Annotated in this window: 14 protein-coding genes; 8 read left to right on the top strand and 6 right to left on the bottom strand. The window is 69.2% G+C overall.

Annotated features, from left to right (window positions below; genetic code table 11):
* Positions 1 to 1,938 (bottom strand): AAA family ATPase (locus UK23_RS37695; RefSeq protein ID WP_045316559.1); only part of this gene is annotated, 1,938 nt, incomplete at its 3' end.
* An 83-nt stretch (positions 1,939 to 2,021) separates the two neighbouring features.
* Entirely contained in the window at positions 2,022 to 4,574 is a 2,553-nt protein-coding gene (locus tag UK23_RS37690) for a helix-turn-helix transcriptional regulator (protein ID WP_045316558.1), read from the bottom strand.
* A gap of 220 nt (positions 4,575 to 4,794) precedes the next feature.
* Here UK23_RS37690 and UK23_RS37685 point away from each other — a divergent pair, with 220 nt between their 5' ends.
* On the top strand, positions 4,795 to 5,295 hold the full coding sequence (locus tag UK23_RS37685) for an RICIN domain-containing protein (RefSeq protein WP_045316557.1): 501 nt from the start codon (positions 4,795 to 4,797) through the stop codon (positions 5,293 to 5,295).
* On the opposite strand, the gene UK23_RS37680 is transcribed toward UK23_RS37685, so the two are convergent.
* The 3 genes from UK23_RS37680 to UK23_RS37665 all read right to left on the bottom strand — a co-directional run bounded on the left by UK23_RS37680 (position 5,292) and on the right by UK23_RS37665 (position 8,385).
* Positions 5,292 to 6,767 (bottom strand): flotillin family protein, encoded by a 1,476-nt coding sequence (locus UK23_RS37680; RefSeq protein ID WP_045316556.1) that lies wholly within the window; start codon positions 6,765 to 6,767, stop codon positions 5,292 to 5,294. The genes UK23_RS37685 and UK23_RS37680 overlap by 4 nt on opposite strands.
* Positions 6,768 to 7,066: 299 nt before the next feature.
* Positions 7,067 to 7,723 (bottom strand): potassium channel family protein, encoded by a 657-nt coding sequence (locus tag UK23_RS37670; protein WP_045316554.1) that lies wholly within the window; start codon positions 7,721 to 7,723, stop codon positions 7,067 to 7,069.
* On the bottom strand, positions 7,723 to 8,385 hold the full coding sequence (locus UK23_RS37665) for a potassium channel family protein (RefSeq protein ID WP_045316553.1): 663 nt from the start codon (positions 8,383 to 8,385) through the stop codon (positions 7,723 to 7,725). The genes UK23_RS37670 and UK23_RS37665 overlap by 1 nt, the downstream gene beginning before the upstream one ends.
* Positions 8,386 to 8,467: 82 nt before the next feature.
* On the opposite strand from UK23_RS37665, the gene UK23_RS37660 reads away from it, so the two are divergent.
* The 4 genes from UK23_RS37660 (at position 8,468) to UK23_RS37645 (ending at position 14,491) form a co-directional block, all read left to right on the top strand.
* Positions 8,468 to 10,453, top strand: a complete 1,986-nt coding sequence (locus UK23_RS37660; protein WP_045316552.1) for an APC family permease — start codon at positions 8,468 to 8,470, stop codon at positions 10,451 to 10,453.
* Entirely contained in the window at positions 10,450 to 11,640 is a 1,191-nt protein-coding gene (locus tag UK23_RS37655; protein WP_045316551.1) for a class I SAM-dependent RNA methyltransferase, read from the top strand. Before UK23_RS37660 ends, UK23_RS37655 begins: the two co-directional genes overlap by 4 nt.
* A gap of 62 nt (positions 11,641 to 11,702) precedes the next feature.
* Positions 11,703 to 13,607, top strand: a complete 1,905-nt coding sequence (dxs, locus tag UK23_RS37650) for a 1-deoxy-D-xylulose-5-phosphate synthase (RefSeq protein ID WP_045316561.1) — start codon at positions 11,703 to 11,705, stop codon at positions 13,605 to 13,607.
* Positions 13,608 to 13,849: 242 nt separating this feature from the next.
* Positions 13,850 to 14,491 (top strand): SPFH domain-containing protein, encoded by a 642-nt coding sequence (locus tag UK23_RS37645; RefSeq protein WP_045316560.1) that lies wholly within the window; start codon positions 13,850 to 13,852, stop codon positions 14,489 to 14,491.
* Here the strand turns inward: UK23_RS37645 and UK23_RS37640 are convergent, their stop codons facing one another.
* The gene (locus UK23_RS37640; RefSeq protein ID WP_045316550.1) at positions 14,492 to 14,881 is read right to left on the bottom strand and encodes a nuclear transport factor 2 family protein; all 390 of its coding nucleotides are present in this window, start codon (positions 14,879 to 14,881) and stop codon (positions 14,492 to 14,494) included.
* A gap of 63 nt (positions 14,882 to 14,944) precedes the next feature.
* Between UK23_RS37640 and UK23_RS37635 the strand changes: the two genes are divergently transcribed.
* The 3 genes from UK23_RS37635 to UK23_RS37625 are packed head-to-tail and all read left to right on the top strand — an operon-like array spanning position 14,945 to position 17,265.
* Positions 14,945 to 15,388 (top strand): MarR family winged helix-turn-helix transcriptional regulator, encoded by a 444-nt coding sequence (locus UK23_RS37635; protein WP_045316549.1) that lies wholly within the window; start codon positions 14,945 to 14,947, stop codon positions 15,386 to 15,388.
* Between the two features lie 46 nt (positions 15,389 to 15,434).
* Entirely contained in the window at positions 15,435 to 16,118 is a 684-nt protein-coding gene (locus UK23_RS37630) for a response regulator transcription factor (protein ID WP_045316548.1), read from the top strand.
* Between the two features lie 19 nt (positions 16,119 to 16,137).
* Complete coding sequence (locus tag UK23_RS37625) at positions 16,138 to 17,265, top strand: sensor histidine kinase (protein ID WP_045316547.1); 1,128 nt, start codon at positions 16,138 to 16,140, stop codon at positions 17,263 to 17,265.
* The last annotated feature ends 269 nt before the right edge of the window (positions 17,266 to 17,534 follow it).

The following is a 17,534-nucleotide window of genomic DNA, read 5'->3' as shown; positions in this document are numbered from 1 at the left end:
CTGTCTCTTATACACATCTGATGTGTATAAGAGACAGGCCTTCTCCGCGCGGGCCAGGGCTTCCCGGGCGAGGTCGTCGTAGCCGCCGAGCGCCGCGGAGGTGGCCAGACTCGAGAGCGCGATCGTGTCGAACGTCAGCGGCTTCTCGCCCGTCTTCGCACTGGCTTCGCGGGCCATTCGCAGGGCCTGGCCGCCGTGGCCGCGCATGCGCGCACAGAACGAAAGCACGCTGTAGACCGAGGTCGGGCCGACGAACGCCAGCTCGTCGAACGACAGGTCCAGTGATGCCAACGCGAGATTCTCCGCTTCGGCGAGGTGGCCGCCGTACGCCAGAGCGAAGCAGCGCACCTGCAGCGCACCTTGATCCGGGGGAGGCGGCGCGTCACCGCTCAACGCCTTCAGCTCGGTGTCGTAGCGGTCGATCTCCTCGCCCACTTCGCGATACCGGCCCGCCTGCACGAGGCACAACGCCCTGACCAGTCGCATGTGGACGGACATGTGCGGGGCGGCGACGTGGTACGTCCTCTCCAGCACCTCGGTCACGTCGTGGTGGTAGGTCTCCTGCAGGGTCCGGGTGATCTTCACCAGGTCCCGCAGCTCGTCCGGCAGCTCCGGCACGTCGACGCGGTCGAGCACGGCGTAGGCGGCGTCGGCGTCGCCCAGCGCGAAGAAGAGGTTCTGGGACCTGGTGGCGCCGAGGCGGCCCAGGTCCTCTGCCGACAACGGGCCCGCCATGACGTCGGCCAGCGTGGCCTCGGCCTGTTCGGGCGCGCGTCCGTGCATCAGCACCTGGCCGAACACGTAGGCGACCCGGTCGAGCCCGCCCGCGTCGACCGCGGCACGGCACAGGCGTTCGGCGAGGGTCACGTCCCGCGCGGCCCACGCCTGCTCGGCCGCCGCGGTCAGCAGATCGAGTGAAATCGGCGAGCCACCGTCCAGCCGCCACGTCGCGATGCGCATCAGGTCTTCACGACGACGCGCGCCCGTGGCCTCCAGACCGGCGGCCAACGCGCGTTGGTGCGATTGCGCGCGCACGGGAGGACATGTGGTCCGCAACAGGCTGCCGTACAACGGATGCCCGAGCCGTACGACGGTCCGCCGTCCCGACGACTCGACCCGGATCAGCGCACGGGTTTCGAGGTCGTCGAGCGCTTCCTCCTGCACCAGCGACGCCAGCAGGTCCAGCTCGACCGGCTCCGAGTACGCCAGCAGCTCCAGGGCCAGCCGGTGCGACGGTTCCAGCCGTCCGAGGTTCTCCTGCACGAGCTCGCCGAGCCGCCCGCCCAGCTCGATCGCGCCGTGCCACGACCAGATGCCCTCGACCGCCCGCAACGACCCGACCGCGCGCCCCGACACCACGAGTTCCCTGAGGTACAACGGGTTTCCGGCGCTGCCCGACCACAGCAACGCGGCCGACCGCGAGTCCACCGGTCCACCCAGCGCGCGTTCCAGCAGCTCGTCGGACTCGGCCCGGGACAGATCCCCGAGCGGATACCGCTGCAGCAACCCCTCCTGCCACAGCTCGGCGCGCTCACCCGGCCGCGATGTGACCAGCACACGCGCGTGCCCGTGCCGGATCACGTGGTGCAACATGCCGATGGACGCGTCATCGAGCAGATGCGCGTCGTCCACCACGATCGCCAACGGCTGCGGCTCGGCCACAAGAAGCTCCACGGCACGACCGAGCGGATTCGCCGTGCGCATGTCCGCGGGCAGCATCGCGGCGAGAGCGCCGAACGGGATCGATGACGTCGCCACCGTGGCGTAGCAGCGCCGCACGGTGAACCCGGTCTGCTCCAGCCGGGCCACGACCTCGTCCGCGAGCCGGGTCTTGCCCACTCCGGCGGGCCCGACGAGCGCGGCGCCCTTCCCGTTCGGATCGGTGAGCGCGGGCATCACGTCCCGAAGCTCCCGCACCCTGCCCACGAACGGCCACACAGCTCGCAGTGTGCCGAAGTTTCCCTCAAGTGCACATGGAGTTTTGGTCGAGTCCGAAAAGGATGGGCACGAAAGTGTCGGCATCACCCGTGCCCGAAGAGTGCGCGCAGCCCACCGCGTCCCGTCACGCCTACTGCGGCGTACGTCGTGTGCAGGTGGTTGTCCACGGTCCGTTTGGCGATGGCGAGCCGTTCGGCGATCTCCACGTTCGTCAGCCCTGCCACGGCCAGACGTGCGATCTCCAGTTGACGGGGTGTCAACGCGGAGAGGGTGCTCGTCACGACCAAGCCGGGGGTGGTGGCGCCGTCGAACGACTCCGCGAGCGCCGAGGCCTGCCGCTCCAGCCGTTCCGCCTCACGGGGCCGGTCGTGCAGCCGGGAGAGCCTGCTGGCCTCCGCGAGCGCCTCGGCCGCGTACAAAGTGGCGCCACACGCCGCGAACGCCGCCGCCACCTCCTCCAGCCCCGCCGGGTCACGCAACGCGCGCGCCTGGGCGTGGGAGGCGTACGCGGTCGTCAGCGGGTCCTTGCGGGTTTTCGCCAGCTCCAGCAGCCGTGGCGAGGTGTCCGCGCCGAACCGTGCCGCGTCGTGCAGCGACACGATCTCCTCGGAATGAGCGCCGTGCGCGCGTGCGGCGGCAGCGTTGTCCAGAGCGGCCTGCATCGCCTCGTTGACGTGTCCCGCGCCCGCGAGCACCCACGAGCGCGCCGCCCCCACCGCGAACCGTGCGATCCGCCAGGCCGGCCGGAGTCCTTGCTCGGCGCGCGCCAACGCCCGTTCCGCACGGTCGGACTGCCCCTGCAACGCGGCCCCGGCGGCGAACTCGGCGAGCAGCAGCACGTCCCACATCATCGGCAGGACTCCGGAGTCCGGGATGCCCTCCGCGGTGATCCGCACGGCCGCGGCGGCCTGACCCCGCAGCCGCGCGCTCTGGCTGAGCAGCACCCGCGGCGGTACCTGGGTGACCGACCAGCGGTCCTCCTCGATCACCTCGGCCAGTGCCTGCGCGGCTCGCGCCTCGGCGCCGACCAGGTCACCGATCCGCAGGATGCTCTCGTTGCGCACCCCGTTCGCGGCGTTCACCAGCGACGGGAACCGCCGGGCTGTCGCCGTGACCGCCTCGTGGTTGGCTTCGATCCGCTCGATCGCCTCGGTGTAGCGGCCGGCGAACTGGTCCGCGAACGCGAGCACCTGCCGTCCCGCCGTCGCCGCCCAGCCGCCCTCGGCGATCAGCAGCTCACCGCCGAGCCGCGCGATCCGCAGCGGCGCGGCCTCCAGCGCGAACGTCAGCGCGAAGAACAGCACGGCGTGTTCCAGCTCGGGCGGCAGCTCCTGTTCGGTGACCTCGTCCAGCACCGCGACGGCCGCGTCCTCGTCGCCGAGGCCGAAGAACAGGTTGAACGCGCGCGTACAGCCCACTTGGATCACGGTGAGCATGTCGCCGCCCGCCGCCATCGTCTCGGCGAGCACCTCTTCGGCCTGTGCGCACTGACGTTGGTACATCAGCACGAGACCGAGCACGAGCCCCACGCGCGATGTCGCTCCACGCGCCACGGCGGCGCGCGAGAGTCGTTCGGCGAGTTCCCAGTCCTGGGCGGACAAGGCCTGCTCAGCGGCTCGAGCGAGCACGTCCGGGGACTCCGCCGTGCCGCTGTCCAGTCGCCACGTGGCCACGCGCACCGCGTCGCCGGGCAGGGCGGCGCCTTCCGCTTCGAGCCGGTCGGCCAGGGCTCTTCGGTGCGCTCTGGCTCTCAACGTCGGGCACGTCGCCCGCAGGCGCGCGCTGTAGAGCGGATGTGCGACGCGCGCGCGTCCGTCGTCGCCGACACGCACGAACCCCATGTCCACCAGGTCCTGCGGGATCGGCATCAGCTCGGGCTCGAGCGGCTCCCCGTACGCGAGCAGCTCCAGCGCCCGGCGTTGCGGCTCGGCGAGACGGCCCAGCGTCAGGTCGACGAGCTCGGCGAGCCGCCCGGACAGCTCCAGCGGCCCGTTCCAGTTCCAGCCGCCCTGGGTCTCGGTGAGCGCGCCCGAGTGCAGTCCGGTCGCGACGAGTTCCTTGAGGTACAACGGGTTGCCCTGGCTGTTCGACCACACCAGGTGCCGCGTCGAGGCGTCCGCCGGCCCACCGAGCGCGGACGTGAGCAACGCGTCCGCCCGCTCCTGGTCGAGCGCGTCGACTTCGACGACGGTCAGCCCCTCGATGCCGGGCCACCCCAGCCGTGCGGTGCAGATGACCCGCGTCAGCTTGTGGCGCACCACGTGCTGCAACACCAACAACGACGTGTCGTCGAGCAGATGGGCGTCATCGATCGACAACACCCGCCGTCCGCCGCGTGCGAGTTGCTCGGCGGCGGCACGCACCGACGACGCCGGCAGAAAACCAGGACCGGGCGCCCCGGCGGGAAGGTCGGTGGGCACGTGCGACGCGATCGCGCCGAGCGGGATCCGTGACGTGGCGATTGTTGCGTAACACCGCACCACGGGGTGCGGAACGGCGGCGAGCACCTCCGCGGCCAGGCGCGTCTTGCCGACTCCTGGAGGACCGGACAGCAGCACCGCGCCGTCCACGGCCAGCGCCCGCAGCGCTGCCCGCAGCTCACTCTCGCGCCCGACCAGGGGCAGCTGATCGCTCACAGCTGGTAAGTGCTCGCTTCCGTTGTGCAGATACTCAAGTTGAGCACGCCCATGCTCATGACGACGACTTCCGGCCCTCCCAGGATGTCGTGCGTGCCGGAATCCGGCACGAAGAGGGGAGTCGATGAAGCGGAAAGCAGCGATCGTCGCGGTGCTCGCCCGCTGGTGGACGAACTGAGACCGGCTGTATCAGGCGGCGCGCGGCGAGCATCAGGACCCCATGAAACCTTTCGTGCGCAAGATCGCGCTCCTGGCCTCGCTCGCGCTCGTCTCCGGCGGTCTGCTCGTGAGCACGTCCGCCTCGGCGGGCGCGCAGACGGGCAACTACGTCCAGTCGAAGTACAACGGTCGCTGCATGACCGCCGCCACCGGCCAGAACGGCGCCGGCATCATCATGGTCGACTGCCAGAACGCCCCGACCCAGCGCTGGTACTGGGACGGGCTGCGGCTGCGCAACTCCGACGGCGGCAGATGCCTCACCGCCGCCTGGGGCAACGGTGACAACGGTGCCCAGCTGCAGCTGTTCGACTGCGACCCGAACCGGCCGGGCCACCAGACCTTCTACCGCCCGGCCTCGCACGACTACGAGATCGGCCGGATCCGGATCTGGATGGCGCCGGCGTACCGGTGCGTGGACATCTCCTCCGCCAATTGGTGGAACGGCGCGGCGGTGCAGCTGTACGACTGCCACGACGGCTGGAACCAGAAGTGGTGGGCCTAGTTCGTCAGTTGTGTCGGGAGGCCGTTGGCGGAGTTCTCGTCGACGGCCTTCGGCGCGCTCTTCATGGCGTCCATCAACTGACGGGCGAGCCCGAGTCCCGTGCCGCCCATGGACAACGCCTTGGTCAGCAGGTCGGACACCCCGTCGGCGCCGTTGAACACGACCATGTGGTCGACGTTGCCGAACGCCTTCGACGCCGCCTCCACGATCTCCGGCCACTTCTCCGCGAGCTGCTGGGCGACGACCGCGTCGGGGTTCTCGGCCAAAGCAGACGACCGCGCGCTGATCGCCTCCGCCTCGGCCAGACCCTGCGCCCGCAGTGCCTCGGCCTCGGCGAGACCCTGTGCCTTGGTGGCGTCCGCGATGGCCAGACCACGTGCCTTCGCCGCGACCGCCTCGGCCTCACCGGTGGCCTTCGTGGCCTCCGCCTCGGCCGTCGCCGCGGCCTTCACCCGTGTCGCGTCCGCCGCGGCCCGCAGTTCGATCTCACGGGCCTGCGCCTCGGCACGGGCGATCTGCGCGTCACGTTCGGCGTCGGCCAAGGTCCGCGTCTCGTACGCGCGGGCGTCGGCGGGCTTGCGGACCTGTGCCTGCAGCTTCTGCTCGGCGAGATCTGCCTCGAGCTCGACGGCCCGCGTCTCCTGCACGACGACCTGCTGCCGCGAGGTCGCCATGGCCAGCGGACCCGCCTGCTGCGACTCGGCCTTCGCCTGGTCGATCTCCGCCTGGTACGAGGCGGACTTGATCTGCGCGTCCCGCCACGCGGCGGCCTTCTTGGCGTTCGCGACCTGCTCGGCCTCGGTGGCCTCCTGGTCGCGCTGCGCCTCGGCGATGCGCGCGGACGCGGCGATGGCGGCGGCGTGCGGCTTGCCGAGGTTCGTGATGTAGCCGGTGGTGTCGTCGATCTCCTGGATCTGCAGGGAGTCGATGATCAACCCGAGCTTGCTCATCTCGTCCGCGGACGACTGCCGCACCTGCGCGGTGAGCGACTCGCGGTTGTGCAGCATGTCCTCGATCGTCAGGCTGCCGACGATCGAGCGCAGGTGCCCGGCGAACAGCGAGTGCGTCTTGTCGTCCATGCGGTCCTGCTGGTCGAGGAACCGCCGCGCGGAGTTCGCGATCGAGGCGTAGTCGTCGCCGACCTTGTAGATCACCACGCCGCGCACGTGCACCGGGATGCCCTGGCTGGTGACACAGGAGACCTGCAGATCGGCCACGCGCGTGTCGAGCGAGAGCCGGCGAGCGGTCTGGAAGCCGGGCAGCACCAGCACGCCCTTGCCCGTGACGATCTTGAACGTCAGGCTGTCGGCGGTCTCCCCCAGTCCTGATGTGCGCAGTCCTCGCGCGCCGAGGCCCGAGATGATCAACGCCTCGTTGGGTTCCGCGACCCGCCACAAGGCGCGCAGGAGCAAGAACATGATCAGCACCGCGAAAATCGCGCCGCCGATGCCGAATAAGAGAGTTTCGTCCATTTCTCGGTCCCCCTTCACCACGGGAGCCCCCGGTCCGGACGTCTCCCACGACAAATTCTGTCGCCGACCAGACTTCCCGGCACACCAAGGAGAACTCTACAGCGGACGCCACCTCTGGACATAGACCGTCCGGGGCTCTTCGAAGTCCACGACGAGGATTTGCTGACCGATTTCAATCATGCTTGATTCGTCCGCGGGGTAGGCGTAAAAGGCCTCCGCGCCACCCCGCACCGAAATCATCACCTCGCCCACGAGACCGGGCCCGACCCTGCCGGTCACCCGGCCTCGTTTGCCGATCATCAGTAGCCGAGCGCGGTCTTGATGTCCTGCTCGACGGCCGCGGTCGTCACGAACAGCAGCTCGTCGCCGCCTTCGAGGGTGTCGTCCGGCTGCGGCACGATGACCCGCCCGCCGCGCAGGATCGTCACGAGAGCGGCGTCGCGCGGCAGCGTCAGCTCGGAGACCGCGCGCCCGGCGAACGGAGTCGACTCGTCGAGCGTGATCTCCACGAGGTTCGCCTGCCCCTGCCTCAACGTCAGCAGCCGCACCACGTCACCGATCGTCACGGACTCCTCGACCATCGCGGCCAGCAGCCGTGGCGTCGACACGGCCACGTCGACACCCCACGACTCGGTGAACAGCCATTCGTTCGTCGGGTCGTTCACGCGCGCGACGACACGACGGACCGCGAACTCCGTCTTGGCGAGCAGCGACACCACGAGGTTGACCTTGTCGTCACCGGTCGCGGCGATCACCACGTCGCACAGCTGCATGCCCGCATCCTCCAAAGAGGACAGCTCGCACGCGTCGGCCTGCACCCACTCGGCCTGCTCGACGGAGTTCGGGTCGAAGTGCGCCCGGTCCCGCTCGATCAGCATGACCTGGTGCCCGTCTTGCACGAGCTCCTGCGCGATGGACCGCCCCACCGCGCCCGCACCAGCGATCGCGACCCGCATCAGCTCTCCTCCGGTGCCTGCTGCGCCGCCGACGCGACGTCGGTGATCGTGCCGGACAGCGCCGCCACGTAGATGGTGTCGTCGGCCTGCACGACGGTCTTCGCGTCCGGCAGCACACCCGTGCCGAACCGCATCAGGAACGCGACACGCGCGCCGATGGCCCCTTCGAGCTCGAACACGGGCCGCCCGACCCACTCCTCGGAGACCTCGACCGGCAGCACCGCCACCGTGCCGGACGGGTCGCGCCACGCCGTCGCCGCGCCCTCCGGCAGCAGCATCCGCAGGAACCGGTCTGTCGACCACGGCACCGTGGCCACCGTCGGGATGCCCAACCGCTCGTAGACGGCCGCGCGCTTGTGGTCGTAGATGCGCGCGACGACGTGCTCGACGCCGAACGTCTCCCGCGCCACCCGCGCCGAGATGATGTTGGAGTTGTCGCCGCTCGAGACAGCCGCGAACGCGCCCGCGCGCTCAACCCCCGCCTCGATCAGGACATTGCGGTCGAAACCGTTGCCGACGACCTGCTGGCCGTGGAAGTCGCTGCCCAGCCTGCGGAACGACTGGGAATCCTTGTCGATCACGGCGACCTGGTGGTCGAGCCGCTCCAAGGCCCTGGCCAGGGAGGCTCCCACCCGGCCACACCCCATGATCACCACGTGCACGACATGCCTCCTCAGGCGAACTCTGCGCAGAACCTACCGAGCATTAGCCCGTCCCGGTGAGCGGACCCCTTACGCTCTGGCCGTGTCCAAGCTCGCCACCGCTGCCAAACGCCTCCTGGTCGGACGGCCGTTCCGCAGTGATCGTCTCGCTCACACGCTGCTGCCCAAACGCATCGCGCTCCCCGTGTTCGCGTCCGACGCCATGTCGTCCGTCGCGTACGCGCCGGAGGAGATCTTCCTGATGCTGTCGGTGGCGGGGCTGAGCGCCTACGCGATGGCTCCCTGGGTGGGTGTCGCGGTGGTCGTGGTGATGCTCACCGTGGTCGCCAGCTACCGGCAGAACGTGCACGCCTACCCGTCGGGCGGCGGCGACTACGAGGTCGCCACGGTCAACCTGGGCCGCAGAGCAGGGCTCACGGTGGCGAGCGCCCTGCTCGTGGACTACATCCTCACGGTCGCGGTGTCGATCTCGGCGGCGATGGCGAACATCGGGTCGGCCATCCCGTTCGTCGCGACGCACAAGGCGTTGTTCGCCGTGGCGGCCATCGTCATCCTCACGGCGATCAACCTGCGCGGCATCCGCGAGTCCGGCACGGCGTTCGCCATCCCGACCTACGCGTTCATGATCGGCATCATGGTCCTGATCGCGTGGGGCCTGTTCCGCGGCTTCGTGCTCGGTGACGAGATGCGCGCGGAGAGCGCCGGGTTCGAGATCCACGCCGAGAGCGACCACCTGATGGGCCTCGCGTTCGTGTTCCTGGTGCTGCGGGCGTTCTCGTCCGGTTGTGCCGCTTTGACCGGTGTCGAGGCGATCAGCAACGGCGTCCCGGCGTTCCGCAAGCCCAAGTCCCGCAACGCCGCGACGACGTTGCTGATGATGGGCACGATCTCGGTGACGATGCTGATGGGCCTGATCGTGCTCGCCCAGCTGACCGACGTGCGGATGGCCGAGTTCCCGGCGGACCAGATCGCGAACGCGCCGAAGGACTACGAGCAGAAGACGATGGTGGCGCAGGTCGCGCACGCCGTGTTCGACAACTTCCCGCCCGGCTTCTTCTTCATCGCGGGCGTCACCGCGCTGATCCTGGTGCTCGCCGCGAACACCGCGTTCAACGGCTTCCCGGTGCTCGGCTCGATCCTCGCCCAGGACCGTTATCTGCCGCGTCAGTTGCACACCCGCGGCGACCGGCTGGCGTTCTCCAACGGCATTCTGTTCCTGGCCGGGTTCGCGGTGGTGCTGGTGATCGCGTTCGACGCCGAGGTGACGCGGCTGATCCAGCTGTACATCGTGGGCGTGTTCGTGTCGTTCACGCTGAGCCAGCTCGGCATGATCAGGCACTGGAAGCGGCTGCTGAAGACCGAGACCGACGTCCAGGCGCGCAGCCGGATGCGGCGCTCGCAGGCCATCAACACGTTCGGTCTGGTGATGACCGCGACCGTGCTGATCGTCGTGCTGATCACGAAGTTCACCAAGGGCGCGTGGATCGCCATCGCCGCGATGGCCGCCATCTACGCGTTGATGACGGCGATCCGCAAGCACTACGACACCGTCGCCGAGGAACTCCGTCAGCAGGAGCGCGTGCGCACGATGCCGGCGCGCAACCACGCGATGGTGCTGGTGTCCAAACTGCACATGCCGACGCTGCGGGCGTTGTCCTACGCGAAGGCGACGCGGCCGGACGTGCTGGAGGCCGTCACGGTCAACGTCGACGACGGCGACACGCGCAAGCTCGTCGCGGACTGGGAGCGGGAGAACTTCAAGATCCCGCTGAAGGTGATCGAGTCGCCGTACCGCGAGATCACCAAGCCCGTGCTGGACTACGTCAAGCGCGTCAAGTCGGACAACCCGCGCGACGTTGTTACGGTGTTCATCCCCGAGTACGTCGTCGGTCACTGGTGGGAGCAGCTGCTGCACAACCAGAGTGCGTTGCGGCTCAAGGGAAGACTGCTGTTCCAGCCCGGTGTGATGGTGACCAGCGTGCCGTGGCAGCTGGAGTCGTCGGTGAAGGTCCGCGACAAGGACGTCATCGCGCCGGGTGCTGTCCGAAGGGGACTTGACGACCGATGAGCTGGGTTGGTTCGAAGTTTGAGGTAGAGGTCGGTCCCGTCGCGCACGGCGGCCACTTCGTTGCACGGCACGAGGGACGCGTTCTGTTCGTGCGCCACGCGTTGCCCGGTGAGCGTGTCATCGCCTCGGTTTATGAGGACAACGGCGGGTCGTTCTGCCGTGCGGACGCCGTGGAGATCCTCACGGCGTCACCGGATCGGGTAGAACCGCCGTGTCCGTTCAGCGGGCCGGGGATGTGCGGTGGCTGCGACTTCCAGCACGTGTCGTGGGACGCGCAACGGGAGCTGAAGGCCCAGGTCGTCCGCGAGCAGCTGAGCCGCCTCGCCAAGATCGAACGCGATGTCGTCGTGGAGGCGCTGCCGGGAGGCCCGCTGGAATGGCGGACCCGGATCCGGATGGCCGTCGACAGGGACGGACGGCCCGGTTTCCGCGGCACTCGTTCCCACGATGTGATCCCGATCGACCACTGTGTGATCGCCCGGCCGGGCATGGTCGAGGCGGTGGCTGACCGAAAGTGGCGGGCACAGGAGCTCACCATCGTCCAGGACGGTGACGGCAACCGTCATGTGGGTGAGGTGCGTGGCCGACACACCGCACGACGCGCCGGAACCGGTACGGCCGTGGAGACCGCCGCCCAACGAAAGTGGCGAGTTTCCGCGGACGGTTTCTGGCAGGTCCACCCGGCCGCCGCGGACACGTTCGCGTCCGTCGTGGGGGAGTGGGCCGCTGCTGAGCCGGGGCAACGCGCGTGGGACCTCTACGGCGGCGCGGGACTCTTCGCGTCGGTGCTCGGACGACAGGTCGGCGAGACCGGGTCCGTGCTGGTCGTGGAGTCGTTCCCGGGTGCGGTGGAGGACGGCAGGCGGAACCTCCGCCGCATGTCGCAGGTGGAGTGGGTGGCGGACAAGGTGGAGCGCGCCGTCACGCGCAGACTGCCCGTTGAGGACCCTCATGTCGTGGTGCTCGACCCGCCTCGGAAGGGCGCGGGGAAGGTCGTTGTGGCTGAAGTCGCACGACGGCGTCCCGAGCGGGTGGTCTACGTGGCCTGCGACCCTGCCGCACTCGCCCGCGACCTGGCTGAATTCACAGTTCAGGGGTACCGGCTCGAAGAACTGCGGGCGTTCGACGCGTTCCCGATGACTCACCACATGGAGTGCATCGCGCTGCTCGTACCTGAGACGAGGTGACAAAGCGTCTCAGTCGAGCCTCCGTAGACTGAGCCGAAGTCTTCAGGAGTGAGGTGGGCGTGGTGACCCTGCTGGAGTCCGTGCACGGACCGGCTGATCTGAAACGGATGGACGAGGCGCAGCTGAAGCAGCTGTGCGGCGAGATCCGTCGTTTCCTGGTCGACAAGGTGTCCAAGACGGGCGGCCACCTGGGACCCAACCTGGGAGTCGTCGAACTGACCGTGGCGCTGCACCGGGTCTTCGACTCGCCGCGGGACCCGATCGTCTTCGACACCGGGCACCAGTCGTACGTGCACAAGATCGTCACGGGCCGCCGCGACGGCTTCGACCGGCTGCGCCAGCAGGGCGGCCTGTCGGGCTACCCGTCGCGGTCGGAGTCCGAGCACGACGTGCAGGAGAGCTCGCACGCCTCGACGGCGCTGTCGTACGCCGACGGCCTGGCGAAGGCGAAGCAGATCAACGGCACGCCCGGCCACGTGATCGCGGTGGTGGGCGACGGCGCGCTGACCGGCGGCATGTGCTGGGAGGCGTTGAACAACATCGCGGCGGACAAGACCCGTCCGGTCGTGATCGTGGTCAACGACAACGGCCGCTCGTACTCGCCGACGATCGGTGGTCTGGCCGATCACCTGTCCTCGCTGCGTCTGCGTCCCGGCTACGAGCGCGTGCTGGAGAAGGGCAAGAGCGCACTGCAGCACACGCCGTTCTTCGGCAAGCCGTTGTACGCCGCGCTGCACGCCGCCAAGCGCGGCATCAAGGACGCGCTGGCGCCGCAGGCGATGTTCGAGGACCTGGGCCTCAAGTACATCGGCCCGGTCGACGGCCACGACCAGGCGACGCTGGAGTCCGCTCTGCAGCGCGCGAAGTCGTTCGGCGGCCCGGTGATCGTGCACGCGGTCACGCGCAAGGGCATGGGGTTCGCGCCGGCCGAGAACCACGAGGCCGACCAGATGCACGCCACCGGTGTCATCGACCCGATCACCGGCGAGGACGTGAAGCCCGCCGGCCGGACCTGGACGCACGTGTTCTCCGACTCCCTGGTGGAGATCGGCCGCGAGCGCTCCGACCTCGTGGCGATCACCGCCGCGATGCAGGGACCCACCGGCCTGGACGCGTTCGCGAAGGCGTTCCCGGACCGCTTCTACGACGTCGGCATCGCCGAGCAGCACGCGTTCACCTCCGCCGCCGGTCTCGCCATCGGCGGCCTGCACCCGGTCGTCGCCGTCTACGCGACGTTCCTGAACCGTGCGTTCGACCAGCTGCTGATGGACGTCGCACTGCACAAGCAGGGCGTCACGGTCGTGCTGGACCGCTCGGGCGTCACCGGCCCGGACGGCGCGTCGCACCACGGCATGTGGGACATGTCGATCTGCGGTGTCGTCCCCGGCATCCACGTCGCCGCGCCGCGTGACGCTTCGACTCTGGCCGAGGAGCTGCGCGAGGCCGTGGCGATCTCGGACGCGCCTTCGGTGATCCGCTACCCGAAGGCCGCTGTGGGTGCGGACCTGCCTGCTCTCGAGCGCGTGGGTTCCGTTGACGTTCTTCGCCGTTCTGGCAACGACGTGCTGCTGGTTTCCGTTGGCGCATTGGGCGAGCTCGCTCTCGAGGCCGCCAGCCGGCTGGAGGACCAGGGCATCGGTGTGACGGTCGTCGACCCGCGGTGGATCTACCCGATGTCTCAGGACCTCGTGTCGATGGCCGCGTCGCACAAGCTCGTCGTGACCGTCGAGGACGGTGGCCGGCACGGTGGCTTCGGCTCGTCCTTCGCGGCCGCGCTGCGCGATGCCGACATCGACGTGCCGTTCCGCGACATCGCTCTGCCCCAACAGTTCCACGACCACGGCTCGCGTGGCGAGGTGCTGTCACTGCTCGGCATCACCGCGCAGGACGTCGCGCGTCGCGTCACCGAGTGGGCCTCGCGGCTGGAGTGCCTGCCGGTCGAAATCGACGAGCCCGCGGACAAGTAGGTCGGCTACGCTCCACCTCGCGTCCGTTCTTGCGGCCCAGCAGGTCTCCCTCGCTCGGGTCCCGCGTTCTGGCTGACGCATGGTCGCTGTAAAGGCACTCCGGGTTCACACCTGAATTGCCACGACCCCGGTCGCACACGGGGACGACGAGCCTTGAAGGTCCTTTCCGGACTTCCGCTCGGCGTCCCGCCGGCCGGGGTCGTGGTCTGCCTGGCCATAGTGGATCTTTTGAGGTGGAGATGATGAAGCACACGTTGTTCCCGTGGGAGCGGGCTGTCCGGTTCGACCACGGCGTGCTGGTGGGCGAGGTCGAGCCCGGTCAGCACAAGTTCCCGCGACACGTCGTGCTGCACCGCGTCGACATTCGTCCGCGCTCTCTCACGCCGGCCGCACAGGACGTGCCGACCTCTGACGGCGTGCTGGTCCGCGTGACCGTTGTCGTCCGTTGGTCCGTGGCGTCGGCGACGACGTTCGTAGTGGCGTCTGCTCGACCTGAGGACGAGCTCTACACAGCCGTACAGCTCGCACTTCGCAGCGCCGTGGTCACGCGCGCGCACTCCGCCGTCGACCCCGAGCGCGAGGCCGTTGCCGCCGAGGTGCTGGCCGCGGTGTCCGCACGCGCGGACGAGCTGGGTGTCGTGGTGTCCGATGTGGCCGTTCGCGATGTCGTCATGCCGGGTGAGCTGCGCCGTGCCGCGCTGGCCGAGCTGGTGGCGGCGGCGGAGGGACGTGCTGCTCTGGAGCGGGCGCGCGGCGAGACGGCCGCGCTGCGGTCGTTGCTGAACGCGGCCCGGCTGGCGGAGGAGCACCCGGCTTTGCTGGAGCTCCGCGCGCTGCAGGCCGCGTCGACCGTCGTGGTGGACCGTCCGGCGCGCAAGTCCTGATCAGCGCATCCAGAGGAGCCTGGTCCGCGACTCGTTGAGCCGCCAGCCGTCCGGTGTCCTGGTGGCGGTGCAGGTGAGTCGCAGGCCGCTGGTTCGGTGAGGTGCCTCGCCGTCGCGGAAGAAGTGGACGACCGAGTTCGCCGAGGCGGTGGCCTGGTCGCCGTCCACGTCGACGACGACGTCGGTGGTCACGTGCTGGGTGTGCTCGTCGGTGACCTCGGCCTCGCGCATGAACGCGGCGAGTTCGTCACGGCCGCGGATCTCGCCGTTGCGGGGCGAGTACACCGCGATGTCGCTGGTGAAGACCGTGTCCGCGTCGTCCCACCGCTTGTCGTCGAGCAGGTGGTTGAGGCGGCTGAACAGATCGGTGATCTCGATGCGGTCGTGCACGGAACCCCCAGTTGATTGGTCACGCCAACGTTGGCGTGGCCAACTGTACCTAGGATGAGACCCATGGAGGAGATCCCCGCGCGCCTGGCCGGGAAGCCGAGCTGGCTGCTGACCCAGCTGGCGGTGCACGCGCACCGGCTGGCTTCCGAGGGCTTCGCCGAGGTGGGCGCGCGGGGCTACCACTACCGAGTGCTGGCTGTGCTGGACGAGTTCGGCGTGGTCAGCCAGGCCGAGCTCGGCCGTCGTTCGAACATGGACCGCAGCGATGTCGTGGCTGCGGTCAACGAGCTCGCCGAGCAGGGTTTCGTGCTGCGGGAACAGGATTCGCAGGACCGAAGGCGCAACACGGTGACGCTCACCGAGGCCGGGGCGCGGCACTTGCGCCTCATGGACCGGGCGCTCGACGGCGTGCAGGGCGAGTTGCTCGGTCCGTTGCCCGACGAGGAGCGGCGAATGCTGACGCGGTTGCTCACCCAGTTGCTCGCCCATCACCAACAGCGCGCGTGAAGGTGCCGTTAAGCGCCTTCTCAGGTCGATATGGCACCTTGGTGGCGTGCGGATTCTGGTAGTCGAGGACGAGGTGCCTCTGGCCGACGCGATCGCCCGCGGCCTGAGGCGCGAAGGTATGGCCGTGGACGTCGCCTACGACGGCGAGACCGGGCACGAGAAGTCGACCGTGACGCGGTACGACGTGGTTGTGCTCGACCGCGACCTGCCGGGGATGTCCGGTGACGAGCTGTGCAAGGAGATCCTCAGCTCCGGCGCGCTCACCAGGGTCATGATGCTGACGGCCAGCGGATCCATCGAGGACCGCGTGTCCGGGTTGTCGCTCGGCGCGGACGACTACCTCGCGAAGCCGTTCGCGTTTCCCGAGCTGGTCGCGCGCGTACGGGCGTTGGCGCGGCGTGCGACCCCCGCGACACCGCCGGTGCTGTCTGCGCGTGACGTCGAGTTGGACCCTGCGCGGCGCACGGTGTCGCGGGGCGGGCAGCCGATCGAGCTGACCCGCAAGGAGTTCGGTGTGCTCGAGGTGCTGCTCGCGGCCAAGGGGTCGGTGGTGAGCAGCGAGGAGCTGCTCGAGCGGGTGTGGGACGAGAACGCCGACCCGTTCACCACGACCGTCCGCGTCACGGTGATGACGTTGCGCAAGAAGCTGGGTGAGCCGGGCATCATCGACACCGTCGTGGGCTCGGGGTACCGGGTGCCGAGTGCTTCGATCGGACCAGCTGAGGCCTGATTTTCTAGGGACTGACATCGTGCGCAGGCGCGGGCCGGGGCTCCGTCTCCGGATCACGCTCCTCACCACCGCGCTGGTCGCGGTGGTGAGTGCTGTGCTGCTCTTCCTCGGGTGGACGCTGGTCGGGCGGGTCTTCGACTCGTCGCCGTCGTTCCCGTCGGGCAGCCAGGTCACGGTCGACGGGGTCAACGTCGACGTGACGGTGTTGACGAACGCATTGACGGCGGCGGCTCGTAAGGACCTGCTGCAAGCCGGCCTCATCGCGTTCGCGTGCATGGTGGTGGCTGCCGCCGTGCTGGCGTGGACGTTCACGGGCCGTGTGCTGAGACCTCTCCACGACGTGACGGGGGCGGCGCGGCGGTTGTCGGCGGAGTCGCTCGGGTCGCGGTTGCGGCTGGAAGGGCCGCGGGACGAGGTCGCGGAGCTCGCGGACACGTTCGACGCGATGCTCGACCGACTGGAAGCCGCCTTCGATTCGCAACGGCGGTTCGTGGCGAACGCATCGCACGAACTGCGCACCCCTCTCTCTGTGGTGCGCACGGAGCTGGACGTGACTCTGTCCGATCCGGACGCTGACGTCGAAGAGCTGCGGCGCATGGCCGGAGTGGTCAGGGCGGCGGGGGAGCGTGCGGAGCAGTTGGTGTCCGCACTGCTGTTGCTCGCGCGCACGGACGGTATTGGGCTCGCGGTGCGTGAGCCGGTCGATCTCTCTGCGGTTGTCGAGTCCGCGTGGAAGGCCGTGCGCGCGGAGGCCGAAGCACGGAACCTGCGCACGGTGTTCCGGTGCGTGCCGGCGCTCGCGGTCGGGGATCCCGCGCTGCTGGAGCGCATCGCGGGGAACCTGCTGGAGAACGCCGTCCGCCACAACCACGTCGGCGGGTGGATCGAGACCGTGGTGGAGACGGGACCGCAGTGGTCTGTGCTGCGAGTGTCGTCGTCCGGTGCGTTGATCCCGCCGGACCGCGTCGAGGAGCTGTTCGAGCCGTTCCGCCGCGGGGTCAAGGACCGCACGAGCCAGTCCGGTTCGGGTTTGGGGCTCTCGATCGTGCGGGCCGCGGTGGCCGCGCATGGCGGGTTTGCGCAGGCAGTGGCCGTGCCGACGGGTGGTCTGTCGGTCACCGTGCACCTGCCTGTGGCGCCCCGCTGAGAGTGGATGCAAGATTGTCGACGTGGCCCCGGTCACACTGTGCGTCGATCTTGGCTGTTTGCGGCCACTCGTGTGGCGTCTGACCTGCGGTTACGCCGTACGGGACCCCCGATTTGGATCTCAGTGGGCGCCCGTGTAAATTTCTCTCTGCCAGCGCGGAACGGGCCGGGAAACACCGGAACGGAGCGCGGCGCCAAAACTTCTAAGACTAACACAGCCCCGGAAGTGACTCTCCTCGGAGATGAGCTGCGGTGAGCGCGTGTTCTTTG

The sequence above is a fragment of the Lentzea aerocolonigenes genome (assembly GCF_000955955.1).
In the GTDB taxonomy this organism is placed as follows: Bacteria; Actinomycetota; Actinomycetes; order Mycobacteriales; family Pseudonocardiaceae; genus Lentzea; species Lentzea aerocolonigenes_A.
Note: the sequence above shows the minus strand (reverse complement) of the source record. Positions and strands in the feature narration are given on the sequence as shown.

Coding starts and splice junctions, on each gene's coding strand:
- UK23_RS37685 (WP_045316557.1), top strand. CDS start 4,795: ATGAAACCTTTCGTGCGCAAGATCGCGCTCCTGGCCTCGCTCGCGCTC.
- UK23_RS37680 (WP_045316556.1), bottom strand. CDS start 6,767: ATGGACGAAACTCTCTTATTCGGCATCGGCGGCGCGATTTTCGCGGTG.
- UK23_RS37670 (WP_045316554.1), bottom strand. CDS start 7,723: ATGCGGGTCGCGATCGCTGGTGCGGGCGCGGTGGGGCGGTCCATCGCG.
- UK23_RS37655 (WP_045316551.1), top strand. CDS start 10,450: ATGAGCTGGGTTGGTTCGAAGTTTGAGGTAGAGGTCGGTCCCGTCGCG.
- UK23_RS37645 (WP_045316560.1), top strand. CDS start 13,850: ATGAAGCACACGTTGTTCCCGTGGGAGCGGGCTGTCCGGTTCGACCAC.
- UK23_RS37635 (WP_045316549.1), top strand. CDS start 14,945: ATGGAGGAGATCCCCGCGCGCCTGGCCGGGAAGCCGAGCTGGCTGCTG.